The sequence below is a fragment of the Micromonospora sp. NPDC052213 genome, from assembly GCF_040679695.1.
Taxonomy (GTDB): Bacteria; Actinomycetota; Actinomycetes; order Mycobacteriales; family Micromonosporaceae; genus Micromonospora.
Map to the genome: position 1 here is coordinate 16,841 of NZ_JBFAVI010000005.1, position 19,256 is coordinate 36,096.

The 19,256-nt window shown below is 73.8% G+C and carries 21 protein-coding genes; 9 read left to right on the forward strand and 12 right to left on the reverse strand.

The genetic code is table 11. The features are described from left to right. Positions 1–227: 227 nt before the first annotated feature. Positions 228–1,826 carry a ricin-type beta-trefoil lectin domain protein gene (locus tag AB0L34_RS02535; protein WP_363701248.1) on the forward strand — a complete coding sequence of 533 codons (1,599 nt, stop codon included), beginning with the start codon at positions 228–230 and terminating at the stop codon, positions 1,824–1,826. 128 nt (positions 1,827–1,954) lie between these two features. Here AB0L34_RS02535 and AB0L34_RS02540 read toward each other — a convergent pair whose 3' ends face one another. From AB0L34_RS02540 to AB0L34_RS02560, 5 genes are all read right to left on the reverse strand, one after another. Then, positions 1,955–2,536, reverse strand: coding sequence for a hypothetical protein (locus AB0L34_RS02540; protein ID WP_363701250.1), 582 nt, complete (start codon positions 2,534–2,536; stop codon positions 1,955–1,957). Positions 2,537–2,595: 59 nt separating this feature from the next. Continuing rightward, positions 2,596–4,035: a HAMP domain-containing sensor histidine kinase gene (locus AB0L34_RS02545; RefSeq protein ID WP_363701252.1), complete on the reverse strand. Its 1,440-nt coding sequence runs from the start codon at positions 4,033–4,035 to the stop codon at positions 2,596–2,598. Next, a complete protein-coding gene (locus AB0L34_RS02550; RefSeq protein WP_363701254.1) occupies positions 4,028–4,720 on the reverse strand; it encodes a response regulator transcription factor in 693 nt (230 codons plus the stop codon). Before AB0L34_RS02550 ends, AB0L34_RS02545 begins: the two co-directional genes overlap by 8 nt. A gap of 68 nt (positions 4,721–4,788) precedes the next feature. After that, a complete protein-coding gene (locus tag AB0L34_RS02555; RefSeq protein WP_350702644.1) occupies positions 4,789–5,301 on the reverse strand; it encodes a hypothetical protein in 513 nt (170 codons plus the stop codon). A 114-nt stretch (positions 5,302–5,415) separates the two neighbouring features. Further along, positions 5,416–6,417: a phosphotransferase gene (locus tag AB0L34_RS02560; protein ID WP_363701256.1), complete on the reverse strand. Its 1,002-nt coding sequence runs from the start codon at positions 6,415–6,417 to the stop codon at positions 5,416–5,418. Positions 6,418–6,562: 145 nt separating this feature from the next. On the opposite strand from AB0L34_RS02560, the gene AB0L34_RS02565 reads away from it, so the two are divergent. Next, positions 6,563–7,216 carry a class I SAM-dependent methyltransferase gene (locus AB0L34_RS02565; RefSeq protein WP_363701258.1) on the forward strand — a complete coding sequence of 218 codons (654 nt, stop codon included), beginning with the start codon at positions 6,563–6,565 and terminating at the stop codon, positions 7,214–7,216. A 16-nt stretch (positions 7,217–7,232) separates the two neighbouring features. Here AB0L34_RS02565 and AB0L34_RS02570 read toward each other — a convergent pair whose 3' ends face one another. Then, complete coding sequence (locus tag AB0L34_RS02570; RefSeq protein WP_363701260.1) at positions 7,233–8,405, reverse strand: acetyl-CoA C-acyltransferase; 1,173 nt, start codon at positions 8,403–8,405, stop codon at positions 7,233–7,235. A gap of 88 nt (positions 8,406–8,493) precedes the next feature. Between AB0L34_RS02570 and AB0L34_RS02575 the strand changes: the two genes are divergently transcribed. Further along, positions 8,494–8,925: a PH domain-containing protein gene (locus AB0L34_RS02575; RefSeq protein WP_363701262.1), complete on the forward strand. Its 432-nt coding sequence runs from the start codon at positions 8,494–8,496 to the stop codon at positions 8,923–8,925. 7 nt (positions 8,926–8,932) lie between these two features. Here AB0L34_RS02575 and AB0L34_RS02580 read toward each other — a convergent pair whose 3' ends face one another. Continuing rightward, positions 8,933–9,847, reverse strand: coding sequence for a rhomboid family intramembrane serine protease (locus AB0L34_RS02580; protein ID WP_363701264.1), 915 nt, complete (start codon positions 9,845–9,847; stop codon positions 8,933–8,935). A 94-nt stretch (positions 9,848–9,941) separates the two neighbouring features. Beyond that, complete coding sequence (locus AB0L34_RS02585; RefSeq protein ID WP_350682508.1) at positions 9,942–10,472, reverse strand: peptidylprolyl isomerase; 531 nt, start codon at positions 10,470–10,472, stop codon at positions 9,942–9,944. 84 nt (positions 10,473–10,556) lie between these two features. On the opposite strand from AB0L34_RS02585, the gene AB0L34_RS02590 reads away from it, so the two are divergent. Beyond that, positions 10,557–11,369 (forward strand): hypothetical protein, encoded by an 813-nt coding sequence (locus AB0L34_RS02590; protein WP_363701266.1) that lies wholly within the window; start codon positions 10,557–10,559, stop codon positions 11,367–11,369. 76 nt (positions 11,370–11,445) lie between these two features. On the opposite strand, the gene corA is transcribed toward AB0L34_RS02590, so the two are convergent. The 4 genes from corA to AB0L34_RS02610 all read right to left on the reverse strand — a co-directional run bounded on the left by corA (position 11,446) and on the right by AB0L34_RS02610 (position 15,085). Then, a complete protein-coding gene (gene corA, locus AB0L34_RS02595; protein ID WP_363701268.1) occupies positions 11,446–12,588 on the reverse strand; it encodes a magnesium/cobalt transporter CorA in 1,143 nt (380 codons plus the stop codon). Between the two features lie 353 nt (positions 12,589–12,941). Next, positions 12,942–14,036 (reverse strand): PLP-dependent aminotransferase family protein, encoded by a 1,095-nt coding sequence (locus AB0L34_RS02600; protein ID WP_363701270.1) that lies wholly within the window; start codon positions 14,034–14,036, stop codon positions 12,942–12,944. A 106-nt stretch (positions 14,037–14,142) separates the two neighbouring features. After that, a complete protein-coding gene (locus AB0L34_RS02605; protein WP_363701272.1) occupies positions 14,143–14,601 on the reverse strand; it encodes an ester cyclase in 459 nt (152 codons plus the stop codon). A gap of 91 nt (positions 14,602–14,692) precedes the next feature. Continuing rightward, positions 14,693–15,085 (reverse strand): CBS domain-containing protein, encoded by a 393-nt coding sequence (locus AB0L34_RS02610; RefSeq protein ID WP_363701274.1) that lies wholly within the window; start codon positions 15,083–15,085, stop codon positions 14,693–14,695. A gap of 115 nt (positions 15,086–15,200) precedes the next feature. Here AB0L34_RS02610 and AB0L34_RS02615 point away from each other — a divergent pair, with 115 nt between their 5' ends. From AB0L34_RS02615 to AB0L34_RS02635, 5 genes are all read left to right on the forward strand, one after another. Next, complete coding sequence (locus AB0L34_RS02615) at positions 15,201–15,650, forward strand: NUDIX domain-containing protein (protein WP_350682518.1); 450 nt, start codon at positions 15,201–15,203, stop codon at positions 15,648–15,650. Further along, positions 15,647–16,414 (forward strand): hypothetical protein, encoded by a 768-nt coding sequence (locus AB0L34_RS02620; protein ID WP_363701276.1) that lies wholly within the window; start codon positions 15,647–15,649, stop codon positions 16,412–16,414. The genes AB0L34_RS02615 and AB0L34_RS02620 overlap by 4 nt, the downstream gene beginning before the upstream one ends. Positions 16,415–16,493: 79 nt before the next feature. Beyond that, the gene (locus tag AB0L34_RS02625; protein ID WP_357450650.1) at positions 16,494–17,225 is read left to right on the forward strand and encodes a phosphocholine cytidylyltransferase family protein; all 732 of its coding nucleotides are present in this window, start codon (positions 16,494–16,496) and stop codon (positions 17,223–17,225) included. Next, the gene (locus AB0L34_RS02630; RefSeq protein WP_357450522.1) at positions 17,213–18,280 is read left to right on the forward strand and encodes an iron-containing alcohol dehydrogenase family protein; all 1,068 of its coding nucleotides are present in this window, start codon (positions 17,213–17,215) and stop codon (positions 18,278–18,280) included. The genes AB0L34_RS02625 and AB0L34_RS02630 overlap by 13 nt, the downstream gene beginning before the upstream one ends. Beyond that, positions 18,255–18,977, forward strand: a complete 723-nt coding sequence (locus tag AB0L34_RS02635; protein ID WP_363701277.1) for a CDP-alcohol phosphatidyltransferase family protein — start codon at positions 18,255–18,257, stop codon at positions 18,975–18,977. Before AB0L34_RS02630 ends, AB0L34_RS02635 begins: the two co-directional genes overlap by 26 nt. Positions 18,978–19,256 lie beyond the last annotated feature (279 nt).

Consider the following 19,256-nt stretch of genomic DNA (forward strand, 5'->3'; position numbering starts at 1 on the left):
CGCCACCCGACGCCTCCGGCCGCGCATCGACAAGGCCGCCCGGCCAGGCCGGAGAGGGCGGCCGGAGCGGCGGCCGCAGCACTCCTGACGTTGCCCGTCTCGCCCGGATCGTCCGGTTCTACACTCCGCGCGCAACGATTCCGAGATGCATTCACATATCTCGAAGCCAGCGTTACCGTCTGGTAACTCGATCGACGTCCCGCGATCGAGCCGAAAGGAGTGCGTCGATGCATGGTTCCCCTGCCAGACGCGAACGCGCGACCCGACGACGGGTGCTCACCATCGTCGCCGCCGCCGCGCTCGTCCTGCCGATGCTCGCCGGAACGGCCGCCCCCGCCACCGCGGCCGACCGTCCGGCCATCCAGCCACTCCCCGACAACCTGGAGGCGATCCGCGCCGCCGAGGCCACCGCCCTCTACGGCGCGCCCGCCATCCGCCCCATCGAACAGCGCCGCACCGCGCTGATCACGATGGGCGACAGCGAGATCTCGGGCGAGGGGGTGGGCAACTACGTCCCCGGCACCCACGAACCCGGCAACTGGTGCGACCGCTCGTACGACCAGGCGGTCTTCCGCACCGGGATCCCCGCCGACGAGAAGTACAACATCGCCTGCTCCGGGGCGACCCCGTGGAACCTGATCCGGGGCGGGCCCACCCAGCACAACGAGCTGAACCAGGGCGACCACCTGGCGATCAAGGCGCGCAACACGCACATCAAGCTGATCTGGGTGGTGGTCGGCGCGAACGGCGACGGCACGATCCAGTTCGGCCCCGTCGCCACCGACTGCACCGTCCGCCGGGTCTTCCTCCAGGGCCCGTGCTACCCCACCTACACCGACCAGTGGACGGTGCGCACCGACGGCAGCCGGCAGGCGGTCGAGGACGCGCTCACCGACATCCGGCAGACCATGACCGGCGCGGGCTACCTGCGGTCGGACTACGAACTGGTGCTCATGTCGTACCCGAGCCCCGGCAGCCCGGACGTGGAGGACAACCCGAACTTCCCCGGCTGGTACGCCGGCGGCTGCCTGCTCTACCTGGCTGACGCCGCGTTCGCCCGGAACAAGGCGGTGCCCATGTTCGAGTCGGCGCTGCGGGCGGCGGCGACCAACACCGGCACCCGCTACCTCGACGCGAGCCGGCTGTTCCACGGCCACGAGGTGTGCACCGACAACACCGCGGTCCGCGGCCTCCACATCGAGATCGGCGTCTGGGACGAGAACGCGGCGCGGCAGTCGTTCCACCCGAACCACCGGGGGCACGGCATGTTCGCCCAGTGCGTCACCCAGTTCTGGAACTCCGGGCAGCAGCGCGCCACCTGCGTCGACCCGGCCAGCACCGGCAACGGCGTGCTCTACCCGGGGCTGTTCGAGTTCAGGCAGCTGCGCAACGCCGCCACCGGCACCTGCGTGGACGGCAAGGGGTACGACTCGCGCAACGGCACGCCACAGCAGTCGTACGGCTGCCACGGCGGGCGCAACCAGGGCTTCTGGTACGACCCGGCCCGGCAGTCGCTGCACTCGGAGCTGTCCCACGACCGCTGCCTGGACGTCTCGGGCGGCACGCTGAACTCCGGCACGGCGGTCGACATCTACGACTGCCACGGCGGCGTCAACCAGAAGTTCGTGCTGGCCGGCAACCAGATCAAGGCGGCCGGCAACACCAACCTCTGCCTGGCCTTCGACAACCCGTGGCTGGGCACCCCGCGGCTGCGGCTGGCCACCTGCGCCACCAGCACGCGCCAGCAGTGGTCGTTCGAGTCCCGCGCCTTCGCCAACCCGGTGGGCTACGGGCACGACGACTTCATCGGCTCCCGGGTGTACTGAGGTGGGGTGTGGCCGGCCGGGCCCGGCCGGCCACACCCTCGTACCTCGTGGTCTCGCGCGAACGGAGCGGCCGTCTCCCGCCGGGGAACGGCCGCTCCGGCCTGCTCGCCTCCGGACCGGCCCGGCGGCTACCTCTGCTTGACCGGCACGACGATCAGGCGGGCCACGCCGCCGTCGCCCTCCTTGGCGCCGGCCACGCCGACCGTCGTGCCCACCCCGATGTCGGTGGACGCGATCGTCGTACGGCGCTCGACGACGCGCAGCTCGTTGCCGAAGGTCCAGGTCATGGTGAAGCCGTCGGTGGACTTCACGGTCATCTTCCCGCCGTCGATCGCGGTCACCTCGCCCCGCTGCACGGCGACGGTCCTCGTGCCGCCGTCCTTCGTCCGCACCACGGCCTCGCCGTGCAGCGTGCTCTTCCGCAGCAGCACCCGGGCCTGCCGGTGCTTGCGCCACTCCTCCGCGCGCTCGCGCCGCGGCTTCTCCCCCGTCGCGCTGGGCGAGGCGGGAGCGGCCACGGGGTCGACGGCCAGGTCGCCGGCGTCGAAGCCCATCGCGGCGAGCGCCTGGCCCTCCGCGCCGAGCGCCGCGACGACCTCGACGGCGCTCTCGCGGGCCGGTTGGCCCGCCACCTCGGCCGCACCGCAGCCGGTGAGCCCCAGCGCGACCGCCGCGAGCAGCGTGCCGGCGGCGATTCCCCAACGTGCCATGAGTCTCCCTCTCGTCCGTCCGTGGAGTCCCAGCCTCCCGCCGTCCGGCGAGCGGCGGGTCAGGCCGATGTTCGAGCTCGGTAAGGATCCGGGGGCAGCCGGACGGTGAACGCCGCTCCGCCCTCCGGCGCGTGCCCGGCCGTGATCTCCCCGCCGAGCCGGCGGACCAGGCCGGCGGCGAGCGCCAGCCCCAGCCCGCTGCCGACCTTGCGCACCCCCCGGTAGCGCTGGTGCAGGGCGCCGCGCTCGAACGCCACCGCCAGGTCGTCGTCGGTGAAACCGGGTCCGCCGTCGCGGACCTCCACGACGCCGCCCGCCGCCGGGTCCGCGCCGGCCGTCCGGACCGCGAGCACGACCGGCGCCCCCGGCGGTACGACGCGCAGCGCGTTCTCCAGCAGCCCGTCCACCACCTGCCGGATCCGCCCCGGATCGGTGTACGCCGGCACCGGTTGCTCCGGAACCTCGGCACGGAACGTGACCCCCACCGCCGCGCACCGGCCGGCCCAGGTCCGGCCGGCGTCGGCGGCCAGCCGGGCCAGGTCCACCGGCACCGGTTCGAGCGGGAAGTCGGCGGCCTCCAGCCGGGCCAGCGCCAACAGGTCGCTGACCAGCCGGTCCAGGTGCTCCGCCTCGGCGAGCACGGTACGGCCGGTGCCCGCCGCGTCCGCCGCCCCGATCACCCCGTCGGCCAGCGCCTCGGCGTAGCCCCGGATCGCGGTCAGCGGGGTGCGCAACTCGTGCGAGACGGAGAGCAGGAACTCCCGCTGCCGGCCCTCGCTGGTGGCCAGCGCGGCGGCCAGCCCGTTCAGCGCGTACGCCAGGTCGGCCACCTCGTCGGGCGGCTCCACCGGCACGCGTACCGTCCGGTCCCCGGCGCGCAGCCGGGCGGCGGCGTCGGCGGCGCGCCGGATCGGCCGGGCCAGCCGGCGGGCCAGCAGCAGCCCGGCGACCACGCCGGCGGCCAGCCCGGCCAGCAGCGGCAGCCAGAGGCTGGGCAGCACCTGCCGCCACGGGGCGGTGACCCGGGAGCGGGTCAGCACCACCCCGTTGCCGCCCGGCAGGGCGCGGCCCTCGATCAGCGTGCGCCGCCCGTCGAGGGGCCGGCGGGTCGACACGTTCCGTCCCTCCGCGACGCGCTGCACCACCCGGGGCGGCAGGCCGGGCCGATCCGCGACGCCCCGCCGGACCAGGTACGCGTCGACGCCCTGGGCGCGAAGCTGGCGGACGAGCCGCTCCTCGTCGGCGGTCCGCCCGGTCTCCAGCCGGGGCCGCAGCACCTCGGCGGCGAGCCGGGCCTGGGCGGCCAGCGCCTCCTGGTCGCGCCGCTCGACGCCGCGCACCGCCAGGGGCACCGCCACGATCGCGGTGACCAGCACCGAGACCAGGGCCACCGCGCAGGTGACCAGCACCGCGCGGGAGGTGAGCGTACGGGCGGGGCGGGGGCGGGACGGCCGCGCCGGCGGGCCGACCACCGGCAGCGCGACGGTGGGCTCAGCCATCGGCGGCGTACCCGACGCCCCGGTGGGTGCGGATCACGCTGGCCGCGCCGAGCTTCGCGCGGACCTGCGCGACGTGCACGTCGACGGTGCGGGTGCCGGCGTGGGCCGCGTACCCCCACACCCCGGCGAGCAGTTCCTCCCGCGTGAAGACCCGGCCCGGCCGGGCCATCAGGTACGCGAGCAGGTCGAACTCGGTCGACGTGAGCTGCACCGGGGCCCCCGCGACGGTCACCGTACGCCGGGCCGGGTCGAGCGTCACCGCGCCGACGACCCGCGGCCGACCCATTGCCCCGGGCGCTCCGGCCGTGCGCCGCAGCACCGCCCGCACCCGGGCGACCAGCTCGCGCGGACTGAACGGCTTGGTGACGTAGTCGTCGGCGCCCAGTTCCAGCCCGACGACGCGGTCCACCTCGTCGTCCCGGGCGGTGAGGAAGATGACTGGCGTCCAGTCGCCGGCCTCGCGCAGCCGCCGGCAGACCTCGGTGCCGGCCAGGCCGGGCAGCGCGATGTCGAGGACGCAGGCCACCGGCCGCAGCCGGCGGGCGGCGGCCAGGCCGGCGGCGCCGTCCCGTTCCAGGTGTACGCCGAACCCGTCGCGGACCAGATAGAGCCGGACCAGGTCGGCGATGGCCGGCTCGTCCTCCACCACGAGGACGAGCCCGCGGGTCGGGGCGTCGACGGTCACCGGCCCATGATTCCCGACGCGGCGGCGCCGGGCGGGTCAGCGGATGTTCGGGTTCGGTAAGAAGACGGTCAGCGCACCACGGCCGGCCGGAAGGCGGCGGGTCGCGCGACCGCCGGGGCCTCGCCGATGGTGGCGACGAGCCGCTCCCGGGGCGTCCGCAGCCGGGTCCGGAAGGCGTGGTTGAGCAGCGCGTCGAGCTGCCACACCTGCTTCGGGTGCCGGGTGTGGATGAGGAACCGCTCGCGGACCCCGTCGATCGCGGTGGCCGCCAGCTCGACCGAGTGCAGGCGCGGGTCCGGGCTCCAGGTGACGTTGCTGAGTTCCCGCAGCTCGGTGTTGAGGTGCAGGCGCAGCCGGTGCAGGACCCGCGTCTGCTGGGTGACGACCAGCCGTCGGTGGGTCAGCAGGAAAAGGTACTCGCCGGCCATCGGGCGGTCGGGCCGGCTGCACCGGGTGACCAGGATGGTGGCGTCGCCGGAGCCGACGCAGCGGCGGAAGACCGGCATGTGCCGGCTGACGGTCTGCATCGCCAGTCCGGCCTCGGAGGCGGCCGGGAGGAACGTTCGGGAGAAGACGTCCATGCCCTGCCCAACGACGGGCGTCGGAGGGTGACGTGGGTCACGCGCAAATTGCAGAACTTCCACACCCGCGCGCCGCACCGCCTGTCCGACTTCCGGGCCCGTCGCGCCGGACGTTCAGACCGGGTCGGGCTCGAACAGCTCCGTCAGCCAGCCGGGCACCGCGGACGCGTACTGCGCCCGCGCCGGGTCCCGCGTCATGAGGGCCCGGCGCCAGGAGAGCGACCGGCTCACCCGGGTGACGCGGACGGCCAGCCGGGCCGCCTCGCGCAACGTCGCCCGGTCGTGCCGGTCCGACCACGGCTCCAGGTACGCGTCCCGCAGCCGCGCCAGCGTCGGGTCGCCGGCCGGCAGCTCGAAGGCGTCCGCGACCGAGTTCAGCGTGACCAGCAGGGTGCCGAACGGGTGGGCGACCGAGGCGTCCCCCCAGTCGAAGAACCGGTGCCCGTCGGCGGCGACGAAGACGTTGCCGTCGTGCAGGTCGTCGTGCTGGATGCTGGGCGCGACGCCCGAGTCGGCCAGCCGCCGGCAGTGCTCGGCGAAGGTGTCCCGATGGGCGCGCAACCGCCCGTACGCCTCGACGTCGAGCCCGTCCTCCGCCCCCAGCAGCAGCGACTCCTCGTCGTCCAGCAGCGCCTCGAACAGCTCCGGCAGCACCTCCGGCCGGTGGTCGGGCACCCCGAGTGCGAGCAGCTCGCCGGCCCGGGGCGCGACCGTGCGCTGGAGGTCGGCGTACTCCGACAGGACCTGCTCCCAGCGGGCCAGCAGGTCACGGTCGCCGCCCAGCGCGTCGCGCAGCGAGCGGCCCCCGTCGGGCAGCAGCGACCAGCCGCGCTCGGCGTCGACCGCGATCGGGTCGAGCACCCGCCCCGGGGCGAGCCGGGCCAGCGCGGCCAGCAGCGCCGCCTCGTGCCGGGTGCCCGGGTTGTTCGCCTTGAACCAGGCGTCCCCGGCGTCGGTGGGCACCCGCCAGACGAGGGACCACGGCCGGACCCGGGGCTCGACCGGCCCGACGACCCGCCGGCCGTGCCGGCGGAGCTGGTCGCCGACCCAGCCGAGCGCGGTGTCCCGCCAGTGCGGGTCGGCCCAGTCGGCGTACGGCGTGGAGGCAGTGGTCACGCCGCGGAATCTAGCCCCGTCCCCGGTGTCGGGGCGACACCTTTATCTCCCGGCGCACCCCGTGGCCGGCGACGCTCGACGCGTCCCCTCCGGTCCCGGCGATGGTCGTCGCGGCCGGCGGCGGGGACGGCTACCCTTCACCGCCATGCCGGACGCCTCGTTCCTCGCCGCCACCCGCGACTCCTACGACACCATGGCCGTCGACTACACCGAGTGGCTTCGTACGGACATGGACGGCAGGCCCCTCGACCGGGCGCTGCTGGCCGCCTTCGCGGAGGCGGTGAAGGCCAACGGCAACGATCCCGTCGCCGACGTCGGCTGCGGACCCGGCCGCGTCACGATCCTGCTGCACCGACTGGGCCTGGACGCGTTCGGCATCGACCTGTCGCCCGGAATGGTCGCGCTGGCCCGGGAGACGTACCCGCAGCTGCGGTTCGAGGTGGGCTCGATGCTCGCCCTGGAGCTGCCGGACGCCTCCCTCGGCGGGCTGCTCGCCTACTACTCGGTCATCCACGTCCCCTGGCACCGGCGGCCCGAGGTCTTCGCCGAGTTCCACCGCGTGCTCGCGCCGGGCGGGCAGCTCCTGCTCGCCTTCCAGGTCGGCGACGACCGCATGCACCGCGACGAGGCTTTCGGCAAGCCGATCTGCGTCGACTGGTACCGGCAACAACCGGACGAGGTGACGGCACTGTTGCGCAAGGCCGGTTTCGACCTGTGGGCCACGGTCGTGAAGGAGCGCGAGGGCACGGAGACGACCCCGCAGGGCTTCGTGTTGGCGCGCAAGCCTGCCGGGGCGTAGCCCCGCCCCGACGTCGTCAGAGCAGTTCGACGATGGTGGCGTTGGCCATGCCGCCGCCCTCGCACATGGTCTGGAGACCGTAGCGGATGTTGTTGTCCCGCATGTGGGCGAGCATGGTGGTCATGATCCGGGCGCCGGAGGCGCCGAGCGGGTGGCCGAGGGCGATCGCGCCGCCGCGCGGGTTGAGCCGCTCCGCGTCCGCCTCGGTCTCCGCCAGCCAGGCCAGCGGCACCGGGGCGAACGCCTCGTTCACCTCGTACACCCCGATCTCCTCGATGCCCAGCCCCGCGCGGCGCAGCGCCTTGGCGGTGGCCGGGATGGGCGCGGTGAGCATGGTGACCGGGTCGTCGGCGGCGACCACGGCGGTGTGGATCCGGGCCAGCGGGCGCAGGCCGTGCCGGCTGGCCCACTCGCTGGTGGTCACGGCGAGCGCCGCCGCGCCGTCGGAGATCTGCGACGCGGAACCGGCGGTGACGACGCCGTCGGGGCGGAACGGGGTGGCCAGCTCGCCGAGCTTCTCCAGCGAGGTGTCCCGCCGGATGCCCTCGTCGGCGGCGAACTTGCCACCATCGGTCAGGGCGACCGGGGCGATCTCGGCGTCGAAGGCGCCGGCGTCCTGCGCGGCGGCCGCCTTCTCGTGGCTGGCGAGGGCGAACTCGTCGAGCTGGGCGCGGGAGAAGCGCCAGCGCGCGGCGATCAGCTCCGCCCCGACGCCCTGGTTGAACGGCAGCGGCGCGTCGTCGGCGAAGCCCTCGACGCCGCGGTAGCGGTCGCGCAGCTGGTCGCTGAAGGGCATCCCGCCGGCCACGCTGGAGCCCATGGCCACCCGGGTCATCGACTCGACGCCACCGGCGACCACCAGGTCGGCCTGGCCGGAGAGGACGGTGGCGGCGGCGAAGTGCAGGGCCTGCTGGCTGGAGCCGCACTGCCGGTCGAGGGTGGTGCCGGGGACCGACTCGGGCCAGCCGGCGGCGAGCACGCCGTTGCGGGCGACGTTCCACGACTGGTCGCCGACCTGGGAGACGCAGCCCCAGACCACGTCGTCGACCTGGGCCGGGTCGATCCCGGTGCGCTCGGCGAGGGCGCGCAGCACGTGCGCCGAGAGGTCGACCGGGTGCACGGCGGCCAGGCTGCCCTTGCGCCGCCCCACCGGGGTGCGTACCGCGCCGACGATGACTGCGTCACTCATGACTACTCCCCGGTAACTTCGGCTGCCACCGATACTACGTCCTCGGCGGGCCGCCGTCCTCCCCCGGGGTCGCTGGCATCCTGGACGGATGCGCCCAGACTCGTCCCCGGCCGTCCACCAGTGGCGGGTGCCGGCCACCCTGCCGGCACTCAAGCTGGCCGGCGCGGTCGCGCTGCTCGCGCTCGCGCTGCTCCTCGACGAGGGCGACCCGGTCCAGTTGGGGCTGGCCGTGGTCGCGGCCGCCGCGCTGGCCGGCTGGGCGGCGCGCGACCTGGTGGCCCCGGTCCGGCTGGCGGTCGACCCGGAGGGGGTCACCGTCGTCCAGGGCTTCGCGGGTCGCCGCCGGCTGCCCTGGTCGGCCGTCGAGCGGGTCACCGTGGACCGCCGCGCCCGGCTGGGCCTGACCAGCGAGGTGCTGGAGATCGACGCCGGGGAGTCGCTGCACCTCTTCGGCCGCCTCGACCTCGGCGCCGAGCCCGCCGACGTGGCCGAGGCCCTGCACGAGGCCCGCCCGCGCTGAGCGGCGGTCAGCCGCCGAGGATGACGGCGGTGCGGATCAGCGCCAGGCCGAGCAGCGCCGCCACGACCACCGCGCCGCCGGCGAACTGCACCAGCGTCCGGCGGGACCGTGGGGCGTACGCGAACACGAGCGCCACCAGCCCGCCGACCACCAGCCCGCCCAGGTGCCCGGGGATCGAGATGCCGGGCACGGTGAACGTGAAGACCAGGTTGATCACCAGGATGGGGAGCACCTGGGAGATGTCCCGCCCCATCCTGCGTTCGATGACCACCAGCGCGGCGAAGAGGCCGAAGATCGACGTGGACGCGCCGGCGGTGAGCTGGTTCTGCTCGCTGAACAGGTAGGCGGCGACGTTCCCGCCCAGCCCGGAGACGAGGTAGAGCACGCCGAACCGCAGCGGCCCGAGACTGGCCTCCAGCGACCGGCCCAGCACCCACAGCGCCCACATGTTCAGCAGCAGGTGGACCACGCCGTAGTGCAGGAACATCGCGGTGACCAGGCGGTACCACTCGCCCTCGGCGATTCCGCCGACCGTGCCGTCGGGGAAGATCGCGCCGCCGAGCACCGCACCCCAGTCGGTCAGCGGGGTGCTGCCGCCCATCAGGCCGCCGAAGCCGGAGCCGCCGACCGCCGCGTCCCCGCCCCGGTCCGAGGCGATGGAGAGCAGCATCAGCAGCACGTTCAGCGCGATCAGCGCCTTGGTGACGTAGCCGTGCCGGCCGGCGGCACCGCCACCGAAGACGGTGCGCGCCGGCCGCACGCTACGACGTCCCTCCGCCACGCACTCCGGGCACTGGAAACCGACCGACGCCTCCCGCATGCAGTCCGGGCAGATCGGCCGGTCGCAGCGGATGCACCGGACGTACGTCTCCCGGCCGGGGTGCCGGTAGCAGACCGGGGTGACCGGCGGCGACTCGCTCACCGCGCCCGCCCGCCGACGCGGGCCGCGCGGCCCGCCAACCGGTCCCGACCATCGGAGCGCTCAGTCATGTGGGCAAAGGTACCTCGCGGACGACTCAGGCAGCGGAGCGCTCGATCTCGACCCGCTCGATGACCACGTCCTGCAGCGGCCGGTCGTTCGGGCCGGTCGGGGTGTTGGCGATCGAGTCGACGACCTTCGCGGACTGCTCGTCGGCCACCTGACCGAAGATGGTGTGCCGGTTGTTCAGGTGCGGCGTCGGCGAGACGGTGATGAAGAACTGCGAGCCGTTCGTGCCCGGCCCGGCGTTCGCCATGGCCAGCAGGTACGGCCGGTCGAAGCGCAGCTCCGGGTGGAACTCGTCGGCGAACTTGTACCCCGGGCCACCGCGGCCGGTGCCCGTCGGGTCGCCCATCTGGATCATGAAGCCGCTGATCACCCGGTGCGAGATGGTGCCGTCGTAGTACGGCCCACTGCCCGGCTGACCCGTGCGCGGGTCGGTGTATTCGCGGTTGCCCTCGGCCAGGTCGACGAAGTTCTTGACGGTCTTCGGCGCGTGGTTGGGGAAGAGCTCCAGCCGGATCGGGCCAGCGTTGGTGTGCAAGGTGGCGTAGACAGCCTCGGCCACGGGTACTCCTCACTCGTTGGTCAGTTCCATGCGGATCCTCCCATGTGCCCGATCTGGCAGTGCGGAGGCATCCGAAGGTGGAGGATGACGAAGGAACAACTCCCAGGAGGTGGGACCGTGTTTGGAATCGGGCGGCGTAAGACTCAGGGGCAGCTGGCCAAGGCGGAGCTGAACCAGGGCCTCGGTCACCTGAGGCAGGCCGCGACGTACGCCGCGAAGGGCGCCGGCGCCACCGTCGGCCCGCGGGTCCAGGCGGCCCGGAGCGCCGTCGCGCCGACCGCCGTCATCGTGCGCGACCGCGCGTCCAGCGGTCTCGCGTCCACGGTCGCCGCGCTCGCGCCGCTGGCCCTGGCCGTCCGCAAGGCCCAGGCCGAGGCGGCGGGCAAGGCGGTCACCGGCAGGAAGGCCGCCGCAGCCAAGCAGGCCGCGGTCACCAGGAAGGTCAAGGCGAAGAACATGAAGGCTTCCCGGAAGAAGAACGCGCGGCGCGGCGGGTCCATGTTGACCGGTCTCCTCGCGGCCGGCGCGGTGGCCGGCGTCGCCGCGATGGCGATGCGTCGCCGCCGCGAGCAGCAGGAGTGGGCCGAGTACGACCCGACCCGCACGCTGGAACCGATGCGCGACGAGGTCGAGACCATGGAGATCCGGACCCCGGTCACCGACGCCTCGACGCTGTCGAGCGGCTCGGGCGTGACCGGCGGGCCGACCGGTGCCGGCAGTTCGGCGGCGGCCGGCGGCGCCAGCGCCTCCACCACCGCCCCCGGCACGCAGCCGACGGTCCACGCGACGGACAAGGTCCCGTCGGTGGCCGAGGGCGCCAAGGACGTGTCGGGCCGCCCGGCGGACGACCTGACCGAGGCGCTGGGCAAGGGCGCCAAGACCAACGGGCGTCGCTGACGCCCCGAAGTTCCCGGAAAGCGCCGGCAGAGCGGGTCACCCCGCGCCGCCGGCGCTTCCGCGTCCCCGCCCCCGGTCAGAGCCAGCCGTTGCGGCGGAACCAGCGGTAGAGGGCCAGCGAGATCGCGAGCATGAGGGCCAGCACGACCGGATAGCCGTACGTCATCCGCAGCTCCGGCATGACGTCGAAGTTCATGCCGTAGATGCCGGCGATGGCGGTCCAGACGGCGGCGATGGCCGCCCATGCGGCGATCTTGCGCATGTCGTTGTTCTGGTCGACCGTGACCTGGGCCAGCCGGGCCTGGAGGATGGAGTTGAGCAGGTCGTCGTAGGAGTTGACCTGCTCGACGGTGCGGCTGAGGTGGTCCTGCACGTCGCGGAAGTAGCGGCGGATCTCGTCGGGCACGTCCCGGTTCAGCTGCGCGGTGAGCGTCATCAGCGGGCGTTGCAGGGGCGTCACCGCCCGCTTGAACTCCACCAGTTCCCGCTTCATCTGGTAGATCCGCTGGATCCGGCCGCTCGACTGGCGGTCGAACACCTCGGCCTCCAGCGTGTCGAGGTCGTCCTCCAGCCGGTCGGCGACCTCCAGGTAGATGTCCACCACCCGGTCGGTCACCGCGTACGCCACCGACCAGGGCCCGTGGAGCAGCAGGTCCTGCTTCGTCTCCAGGTCGGCCCGGACGGGGGCCAGCCGGCAGGCGTCCCCGTGCCGGACGCTGATCAGGAAGTTCGGCCCGATGAAGAGCATCACCTGGCCGGTCTCGACGACCTCGGAGTTCTCGGTCAGCTCGGCGTGCTCGCAGTAGCGCGCGGTCCGCAGCACCAGGAAGCTGACATCGCCGAACTGCTCCAGCTTGGGGCGCTGCTGCGCCTTGACCGCGTCCTCGACGGCCAGCTCGTGCAGGCCGTAGGTGGCGGCGATGGCGGTCATCTCGGCCAGCTCCGGTTCGTGCAGGCCGAGCCAGACGAAGCCGTTCTCCTCGCGGCGGGCCGCGGCGAGCGCGTCGGCGAACCGCCAGTCGCCCGGCTGCCGCCGGCCGTCGACGTAGAGGGCGCAGTCGACCACCGCGCTGCGCTGCGGGCCGGCCGGCGCCGAGGGGGCCTGGAGGCCGTCGGGGTTGAGCCGGCGGGTCATCGCCCGCACGGCCCAGTCCCGGGGCCTGAGCACCCGCCCGCCGTTCGGCGAGGCCGTCCGCCCCCGCTGCCCCCTGTCCGTCATCACGCCCCCTCCCCACGCGCTGCCGCGGCTAGCAGGGTACGCCGCCGTCGACGGTCACGGGCGGTGACGATCGACCGTGGTGGCGCCGGGCGGGCCGGGCCGCATCAGGGGGGTGAGGGGACGACACGGCCCACCCGGCACCCTTGGGGGCGGGGGTTGTGCTGCTCGCGTCGCTCCGCGTGCCGCCCGGCGGGGGCCGGGTCGGGCTCGTCGTCGGGCGCGACGTGGGCCGGCGCCGGACGGTGAGTTGCGCTACGTGGTGAGTGACGCTCGCAGCATTGTGGGCCACCGGCCGCCCCGGCGGGAGTCCCGGGACGGCCGGTATCGCCGCACTGTCAGAAATCCGACAGAAATCAGCCCCGTACGGCCGCCATGGCCTCCGCCAGCCGCCGGACGCCCTCGTCGATCAGGTCGGCGGTCACCGCCGAGTACGCCAGCCGCAGGGCGTGCCGCCCGCCGTCGATCACGAAGTCGCTGCCCTTGACCACGGCGACCCCGCGCTCGGCGGCGGCCGGGGCGAGCCTGTCGACCTCGACGTCCTCGGGCAGCTCGACCCAGAGGAAGTAGCCGCCGTCCGGCTCCACGAACCGGGCCTCGGGGATGTGCCGGCGCAGCGACTCGGCCAGCACCCGGGACCGCTCGCCGAGCGCGGCGCACACCGTCTCGATCGAGCGCTCGATGTCGCCGGAGACGCAGAACTGGTGCACGATCGCCTCGGAGACCATGCCGGGCGAGATGTAGAGGCTGGTCGCCTTCTTCGCGATGTCGGCGATCAGGTCCGCCGGGCCGACCAGGTAGCCGACCCGCACCCCCGGGCAGACCGTCTTGGTGAAGCTGGAGGCGTGCACCACGACGTTGCGGGTGTCGAGCGAGAGCATCGACGGCAGCGCCTCGCCCCGGAACCGGATGTCGGCGTACGGGTCGTCCTCGAAGATCGTGAACTCGTACTCGGCGGCGAGGTCGAGCAGCTCGCGGCGCTTCTCCAGGCTCAGCGTCACGCCGGCCGGGTTCTGGTAGTTCGGGATGACGTGCGCGAGCCGGGGGCGCACCCCGGACTCCAGCAACTTGCGCAACTCGGCGGTGTCGAGGCCGTCCGGCTGGATGGAGATGCCGTGCAGCTCGCCGCCCATCCGCTGGAGGTTGAGCAGGGTCCGGTCGTACGTCGGGCGCTCCACCACCACCGCGTCGCCGGGGCGGACCAGGTGGTCGAAGAGGAACGCGTCGGCCTGCAACGACCCGTTGGTGATGAGCACCTGGTCGGCCGAGACCCCGTGCTTCTCGGCGATCCACTTTCGTAGCGGGAGGTAGCCGACGGAGGTGCCGTACGCCGTCACCCCGGCGGGGTCGGCGTCGAACGCGCGGACGGCGGCGGCCTTGAGCCCCTCGACATCGACGATGTCCAGCGAGGGAGCGCCACGGGCGAAGGAGATCAGCTGCTCGGCGGTCATGGCTGTTCAGCGTACGGAAGGCGGTGGGGTGCGCGCCGACGGCACGGCGATGTCCGCATCCTGAGCCACCGGGACGGGTGACCCGCGTCAACCGGTCGGCGGCAGATCAGACCGGAAGGCCGAGCGGGTCGTGCTGCGCCTCGCGGGAAAGCCCGTCCACGTGCAGCCCGAGCGCCGCGATGAGCTGGCCCCAGTCGAAGTACGACCGCCAGGCCGAGACCTTCCCGCGCCGCACCCGGACGACGTCGACCACGTCCCAGCTCACCACCCGGCCCGTCGGCGCGACGGTGCCGAACGGGGTGTGCAGCACCCCGGTGTGGGTGCCCGTGAGCCGCTGCTCGACGGCCGCGCCCCCGGCGGTCTGCACCGACCCGAGCCGGTCGACGGACAGGTCCGGGAAGGCCCCGGTCCAGGTGCGCAGCAGTGCGGGCAGCTCGATCGGGCGCACCGTGACGCCCGGCATCGAGTAGAAAGCGTCCGCCGCGTAGAGGTCCGGCAGCCGGGCCACGTCCCGCCGCAGGAGCATCGCGTACTGCTGCTCGACCAGCCGATCCGCGCCGCGCATGAGGACCTCCCCGCGGGGCCGCGGCCCGTCCGCGCCCGCAGGGAATCCTTACCCGTCGATCAGCCGGCCACACCCGCGCCGGCCCGGCCGCTCAGCTCGCGTCGACCATCCGGCTGGCCGCCCAGACCCGCATGATGTCGCGTACGGAGATCACCCCGGCCACCTCGCGCCCGTCGAGCACCACCAGGTGCCGGAAGCCGCCCCGGGCCATCGCGGCGGCGGCCTCCTCCACCGTCCACTCCGGCCCGGCGTAGACCACGTCCCAGGTGAGGTGGGCGCCCGTCCGCTCGACGTCGCAGTCCAGGCCGGCGCCGATGGCCTTGAGCACGTCGCGTTCGGTCATGATGCCGACCCCCTCGGAGTCGGGATCGATCACGACCGCCGACCCGACGCCGCGGGCCGACATCATCTGGGCCGCCTGACGGAGCGTGTGCTCCGGGCCGACCACGAGGACCTCGCTGGACATCGCTTCCCGTACCTGCATCACGCATCACCCCTGTGGGACGGTGGCATCCGGTAGGGGACATGGTCCGCTCCGGATGTTTCCGGGACAAGACCGGGCATCGCCGCGACACCCGACCGCTCGCTACTGTCGTGGCGTGTCCACCGAGCCTCTGCGCTGCGCCGGCGCGCTGATCGTCGACGACGAGGGCCGCCTCTTCGTCCAGCGGCGGTCTCCCGACCGGCGCATCTTTCCCAACTGCTGGGACATCGTCGGCGGCCACCTGGAACCGGGCGAGGACGTGGACGACGCGCTGCGCCGGGAGGTGACCGAGGAGACCGGCTGGACGGTGTCGCACGTGCTCGGCCACGTCGGGGAGTACCGCTACGTCGCCGACGACGGCCTGGAGCGGATCGAGAGCGACTGGCTGGTCCGGGTCGACGGCGACCTCGCCCGGCCGACGCTGGAGGCGGGCAAGCACACCGAGTTCCGGTGGCTCGCCGCCGACGAGGTCGACCTGCTCGACGAGCACCGTGACGTCAACGACGGCCTGATCCGGCGGATCGCGGAGGAAGCCTTCGCCGCCCTGCGTTCGATCGGTCTGTGAACGACACCGTCGAGCTGGCGCCGCACCGGTTCGCCGGCCTGGTCGCCCCGGCGGTGGACCGGGCCTTCGTCGCCGGCATGCTGGCCGGCCGCGGCGGTGGCGGCGCGGAGCTGAGCCAGCGGTACGGCGGGCCGGCGGCCACCGGCTTCCTGCTGGAGTTCCGCACCCGCCTCGCGGCGCCCGGCGGGACGGTCGACGAGGCCGGGTTCGCGGCGGTCACCCGCTACCGGGACCCGGCCGACTGCCGGCGGGCCCTGGACAAGCAGGTGGCGTACGGGATGATCCACCGCAGCCCCGACGGCGGGCTCTCCGCCACCGAACGCGGGCTGGCCTTCCTCGCGGAGATCTGGCAGGTGCACGCCGAGGTGACCGAGGAACTCTGGGCCGGGCACGACGACCGCGTGCTGCGGCTGGTGGAGGCGCTCGGCCGGGTGCTCGCGTACGCGCTGGTGCTCGCCGAGGAGGAGGACGGCGACGGGGCCGCGTTCGCCGCGATGGCACCGCCGTACGAGCCGGACGGCACCCCGCCCGGCGTGCTGCTGCTCAACCGGCTGGGCACGCTGCGTTACCACCGGGCCGACGCGCACGCCGCCGCCTGGACCGCCGCCGGGCACACCGCGGCGAGCGTCGCCGCCCTGCCGCCCGGGCCGGAGCAGCTCGCCATCGAGCTGGAGACCGACCGGCGGGCCGCCGGCCCGTACGCCGTGCTGACCGCCGAGGAGCGGCTGGCGATGCTGGCGGACCTGGCGGCGCTGCCCGGCTGACCCGGTTGGCCACAGCGGCGCAGTCACGCGGCGCTATCCTCCAGCGGTGACCGGGAGTCGTACGAGGGAGGACGCCTCAATGATCGGGATGGTGCTCGCGGCCGGGGCGGGGCGCCGGCTGCGCCCGTACACCGACACCCTGCCGAAGGCGCTGGTGCCGGTGGACGGTGACACCACCATCCTGGACATCGCGCTGCGGAACCTGGCCGAGGTGGGGCTCACCGAGATCGTGATCGTGGTCGGCTACGCGGCCGACGCGGTGCGCGAGCGGCAGGCCGACCTGGAGAAGCGGTACGGCGTCACGCTGACCCTGGTGCACAACGACAAGGCCGAGGAGTGGAACAACGCGTACTCGCTCTGGCTGGCCCGGGAGCACTTCGCCCGGGGCGTGCTGCTGGTCAACGGCGACACCGTGCACCCGGTGAGCGTGGAGAAGACCCTGCTGGCCGAGCGCGGCCCGGGCATCCTGCTCGCCGTCGACACGATCAAGGCGCTGGCCGAGGAGGAGATGAAGACCACCTTCGACGCGGCCGGCCAGCTCACCCGGATCACCAAGATCATGGACCCGGGCGAGGCGTACGGGGAGTACATCGGCGCGACGCTGATCGAGCCGCAGGTGGCCGACGCCCTCGCCGACGCGCTGGAGGCGACCTGGCGGCGCGACCCGAACCTCTACTACGAGGACGGCTACCAGGAGTTCGCCGACCGGGGCGGCGAGGTGCGGGCGGCGCCGATCGGGGACGTCTCCTGGGTCGAGGTCGACAACCACGCCGACCTGGCCCGCGCGCGGGAGATCGCGTGCCGCTACTAGCCCGTACGGTCAACACCCCGCTCGCGATCGAGGTGCGGCGGGGGGCGGTGGCCGACCTGGGGCCGCTCCTGGCCGACCGGCGGATCTCCGCCGGCGGGGACGTGGCGGTGGTGGTCGGGCCGGGGCAGGGCGAGCGGATCGTCGAGCTGTGCCGGCCCACCCTGGGCTCGGCGGACGTGTTCACGGTGGCCGGGGGCAGCCTCGACTCCGCCAACGAGCTGGGCGACCAGCTCCGCCGCCGCAACTACGACGCGGTGGTCGGCATCGGCGGCGGCAAGACCATCGACACCGCGAAGTACGCCGCCACCCGGTACGGCATCCCGATGGTGACCGTGGCGACGAGCCTGGCCAACGACGGCATCGCCTCGCCGGTGGCCTCACTGACCCACGAGGGCGGCAAGGGCTCCTACGGCGTGCACATCCCGATCGCGGTCATGGTCGACCTGGACTTCGTGGAGCACGGGCCGGACCGGCAGACCCAGGCGGGCATCGGCGACGCGGTGAGCAACCTGAGCGCCTGCGCCGACTGGGAACTCGCCCACCAGGTGCGCGGCGAGCCGATCGACGGCCTGGCGGTGACCCTGGCCCGGACGGGCGCCGAGGCGCTGATCAACCACCCCGGGAAGATCACCGACGACGGCTTCCTCACCACGCTGGCCGAGGCGCTGATCCTGGGCGGCATCTCGATGTCGATCTGCGGTTCCAGCCGGCCCGCGAGCGGCGGCGACCACGAGATCTCGCACGCGATCGACCGGCTCTTCCCCGGCACCGGCTCGCACGGCGAGCAGGCCGGCGTCGGCGCGCTGTTCTGCACGTTCCTCCGGGGCGACCTGGAGCGGTTCGGGCAGTTGGCCCGCTGCCTGCACCGGCACGGGCTGCCGACCGGCCCGGCGGGCCTCGGGCTCACCGACGAGCAGTTCGTCGAGGCGGTCGACTTCGCGCCGCGTACCCGGCCGGACCGCTACACCATCCTCGAACACCTGGCGATGTCGCCTACCGAGATCCGGGAGCGGCTGGCAGACTACGCCGGTGCAATCCGCGACCACCTTGGCTGAGCCCCGCCCCACCGTCGCCGACTTCCACCGGGTGAACCGGGGCGGCGGCCTGTTCAGCGAATCGGTCAGCCAGTGGCTGGGCGCGGTCTTCGCGCTCGTCGCCCAACGCCTCGGGCTGCGCCCGACCGCGCTGACCATCACCAACCTGGTGCTCGGCCTGGCCACCTCGGTCACCGTGGTCGCGCTCGCCGGCCGGGTCGCCGCCGGCGAGGTCCCGGCCTGGGCGGTCGGGCTGCTCGCCCTGGTCGGCTGGCAGGTGGCGTACTGCCTGGACTGCGCCGACGGCCAACTCGCCCGGGTGACCGGGCAGGGCAGCGCGGCCGGCGCCCGGGTCGACGTGCTCTGCGACGTGGCGGCCCAGATCGCCCTGGTCGCCGCGCTGGCGGCGACGGCGGTGGCGCAGGAGCCGTCCACGCCGAGCTGGCTCGTCGCGATCTTCGCCGGCACCTGGATGGTCAACCTGGTCACCTCGGTGATGCAGGCCGGCCCGAACGCGGCCAGCATGGTCACCTCGACCTCGCTGCCCGTACGCCTCGTGAAGCTGGTCCGCGACTACGGCGCGGTGATCTTCGCCGCCGGCCTGGTGCTGATGTTCGCCCCCGCCCTCGCCCTCTGGGTGATGGTCGCCTTCACGATCGTCAACGGCGGCTTCCTGCTCGCCAGCATCGCCTTCTCCGCCCGCGCCTCGCTGCGCTGAGAGGAACATCCGACCACCTCCGGGTCCGCCCGGCTGCCACCAGCACCCGGCCTGACGCCCGGCACCGAGCACGAACACCGGGCACCGGGCACCGGGCACCGGGCACCGGGCACCGGGCACCGGGCACCGGGCACCGGGCACCGGGCAGTTACCCTCCGTGATCGCCATGCGCGTGTCGCGACACCCGCCGGTCTCCCGCACCGCACGCTTTGCTCTGCACCCATCCACGCACCGGACACGTGCGGTAGCCGGTGCGCCGGTGGGTGCAGAGCAAAGCGT

Excerpts from the sequence above, each read along its gene's own strand:
- AB0L34_RS02535 (WP_363701248.1), top strand. The coding sequence starts at position 228 with ATGCATGGTTCCCCTGCCAGACGCGAACGCGCGACCCGACGACGGGTG.
- AB0L34_RS02540 (WP_363701250.1), bottom strand. The coding sequence starts at position 2,536 with ATGGCACGTTGGGGAATCGCCGCCGGCACGCTGCTCGCGGCGGTCGCG.
- AB0L34_RS02545 (WP_363701252.1), bottom strand. The coding sequence starts at position 4,035 with ATGGCTGAGCCCACCGTCGCGCTGCCGGTGGTCGGCCCGCCGGCGCGG.
- AB0L34_RS02555 (WP_350702644.1), bottom strand. The coding sequence starts at position 5,301 with ATGGACGTCTTCTCCCGAACGTTCCTCCCGGCCGCCTCCGAGGCCGGA.
- AB0L34_RS02565 (WP_363701258.1), top strand. The coding sequence starts at position 6,563 with ATGCCGGACGCCTCGTTCCTCGCCGCCACCCGCGACTCCTACGACACC.
- AB0L34_RS02570 (WP_363701260.1), bottom strand. The coding sequence starts at position 8,405 with ATGAGTGACGCAGTCATCGTCGGCGCGGTACGCACCCCGGTGGGGCGG.
- AB0L34_RS02575 (WP_363701262.1), top strand. The coding sequence starts at position 8,494 with ATGCGCCCAGACTCGTCCCCGGCCGTCCACCAGTGGCGGGTGCCGGCC.
- AB0L34_RS02590 (WP_363701266.1), top strand. The coding sequence starts at position 10,557 with ATGACGAAGGAACAACTCCCAGGAGGTGGGACCGTGTTTGGAATCGGG.
- corA (WP_363701268.1), bottom strand. The coding sequence starts at position 12,588 with ATGACGGACAGGGGGCAGCGGGGGCGGACGGCCTCGCCGAACGGCGGG.
- AB0L34_RS02600 (WP_363701270.1), bottom strand. The coding sequence starts at position 14,036 with ATGACCGCCGAGCAGCTGATCTCCTTCGCCCGTGGCGCTCCCTCGCTG.
- AB0L34_RS02605 (WP_363701272.1), bottom strand. The coding sequence starts at position 14,601 with ATGCGCGGCGCGGATCGGCTGGTCGAGCAGCAGTACGCGATGCTCCTG.
- AB0L34_RS02610 (WP_363701274.1), bottom strand. The coding sequence starts at position 15,085 with ATGCAGGTACGGGAAGCGATGTCCAGCGAGGTCCTCGTGGTCGGCCCG.
- AB0L34_RS02625 (WP_357450650.1), top strand. The coding sequence starts at position 16,494 with ATGATCGGGATGGTGCTCGCGGCCGGGGCGGGGCGCCGGCTGCGCCCG.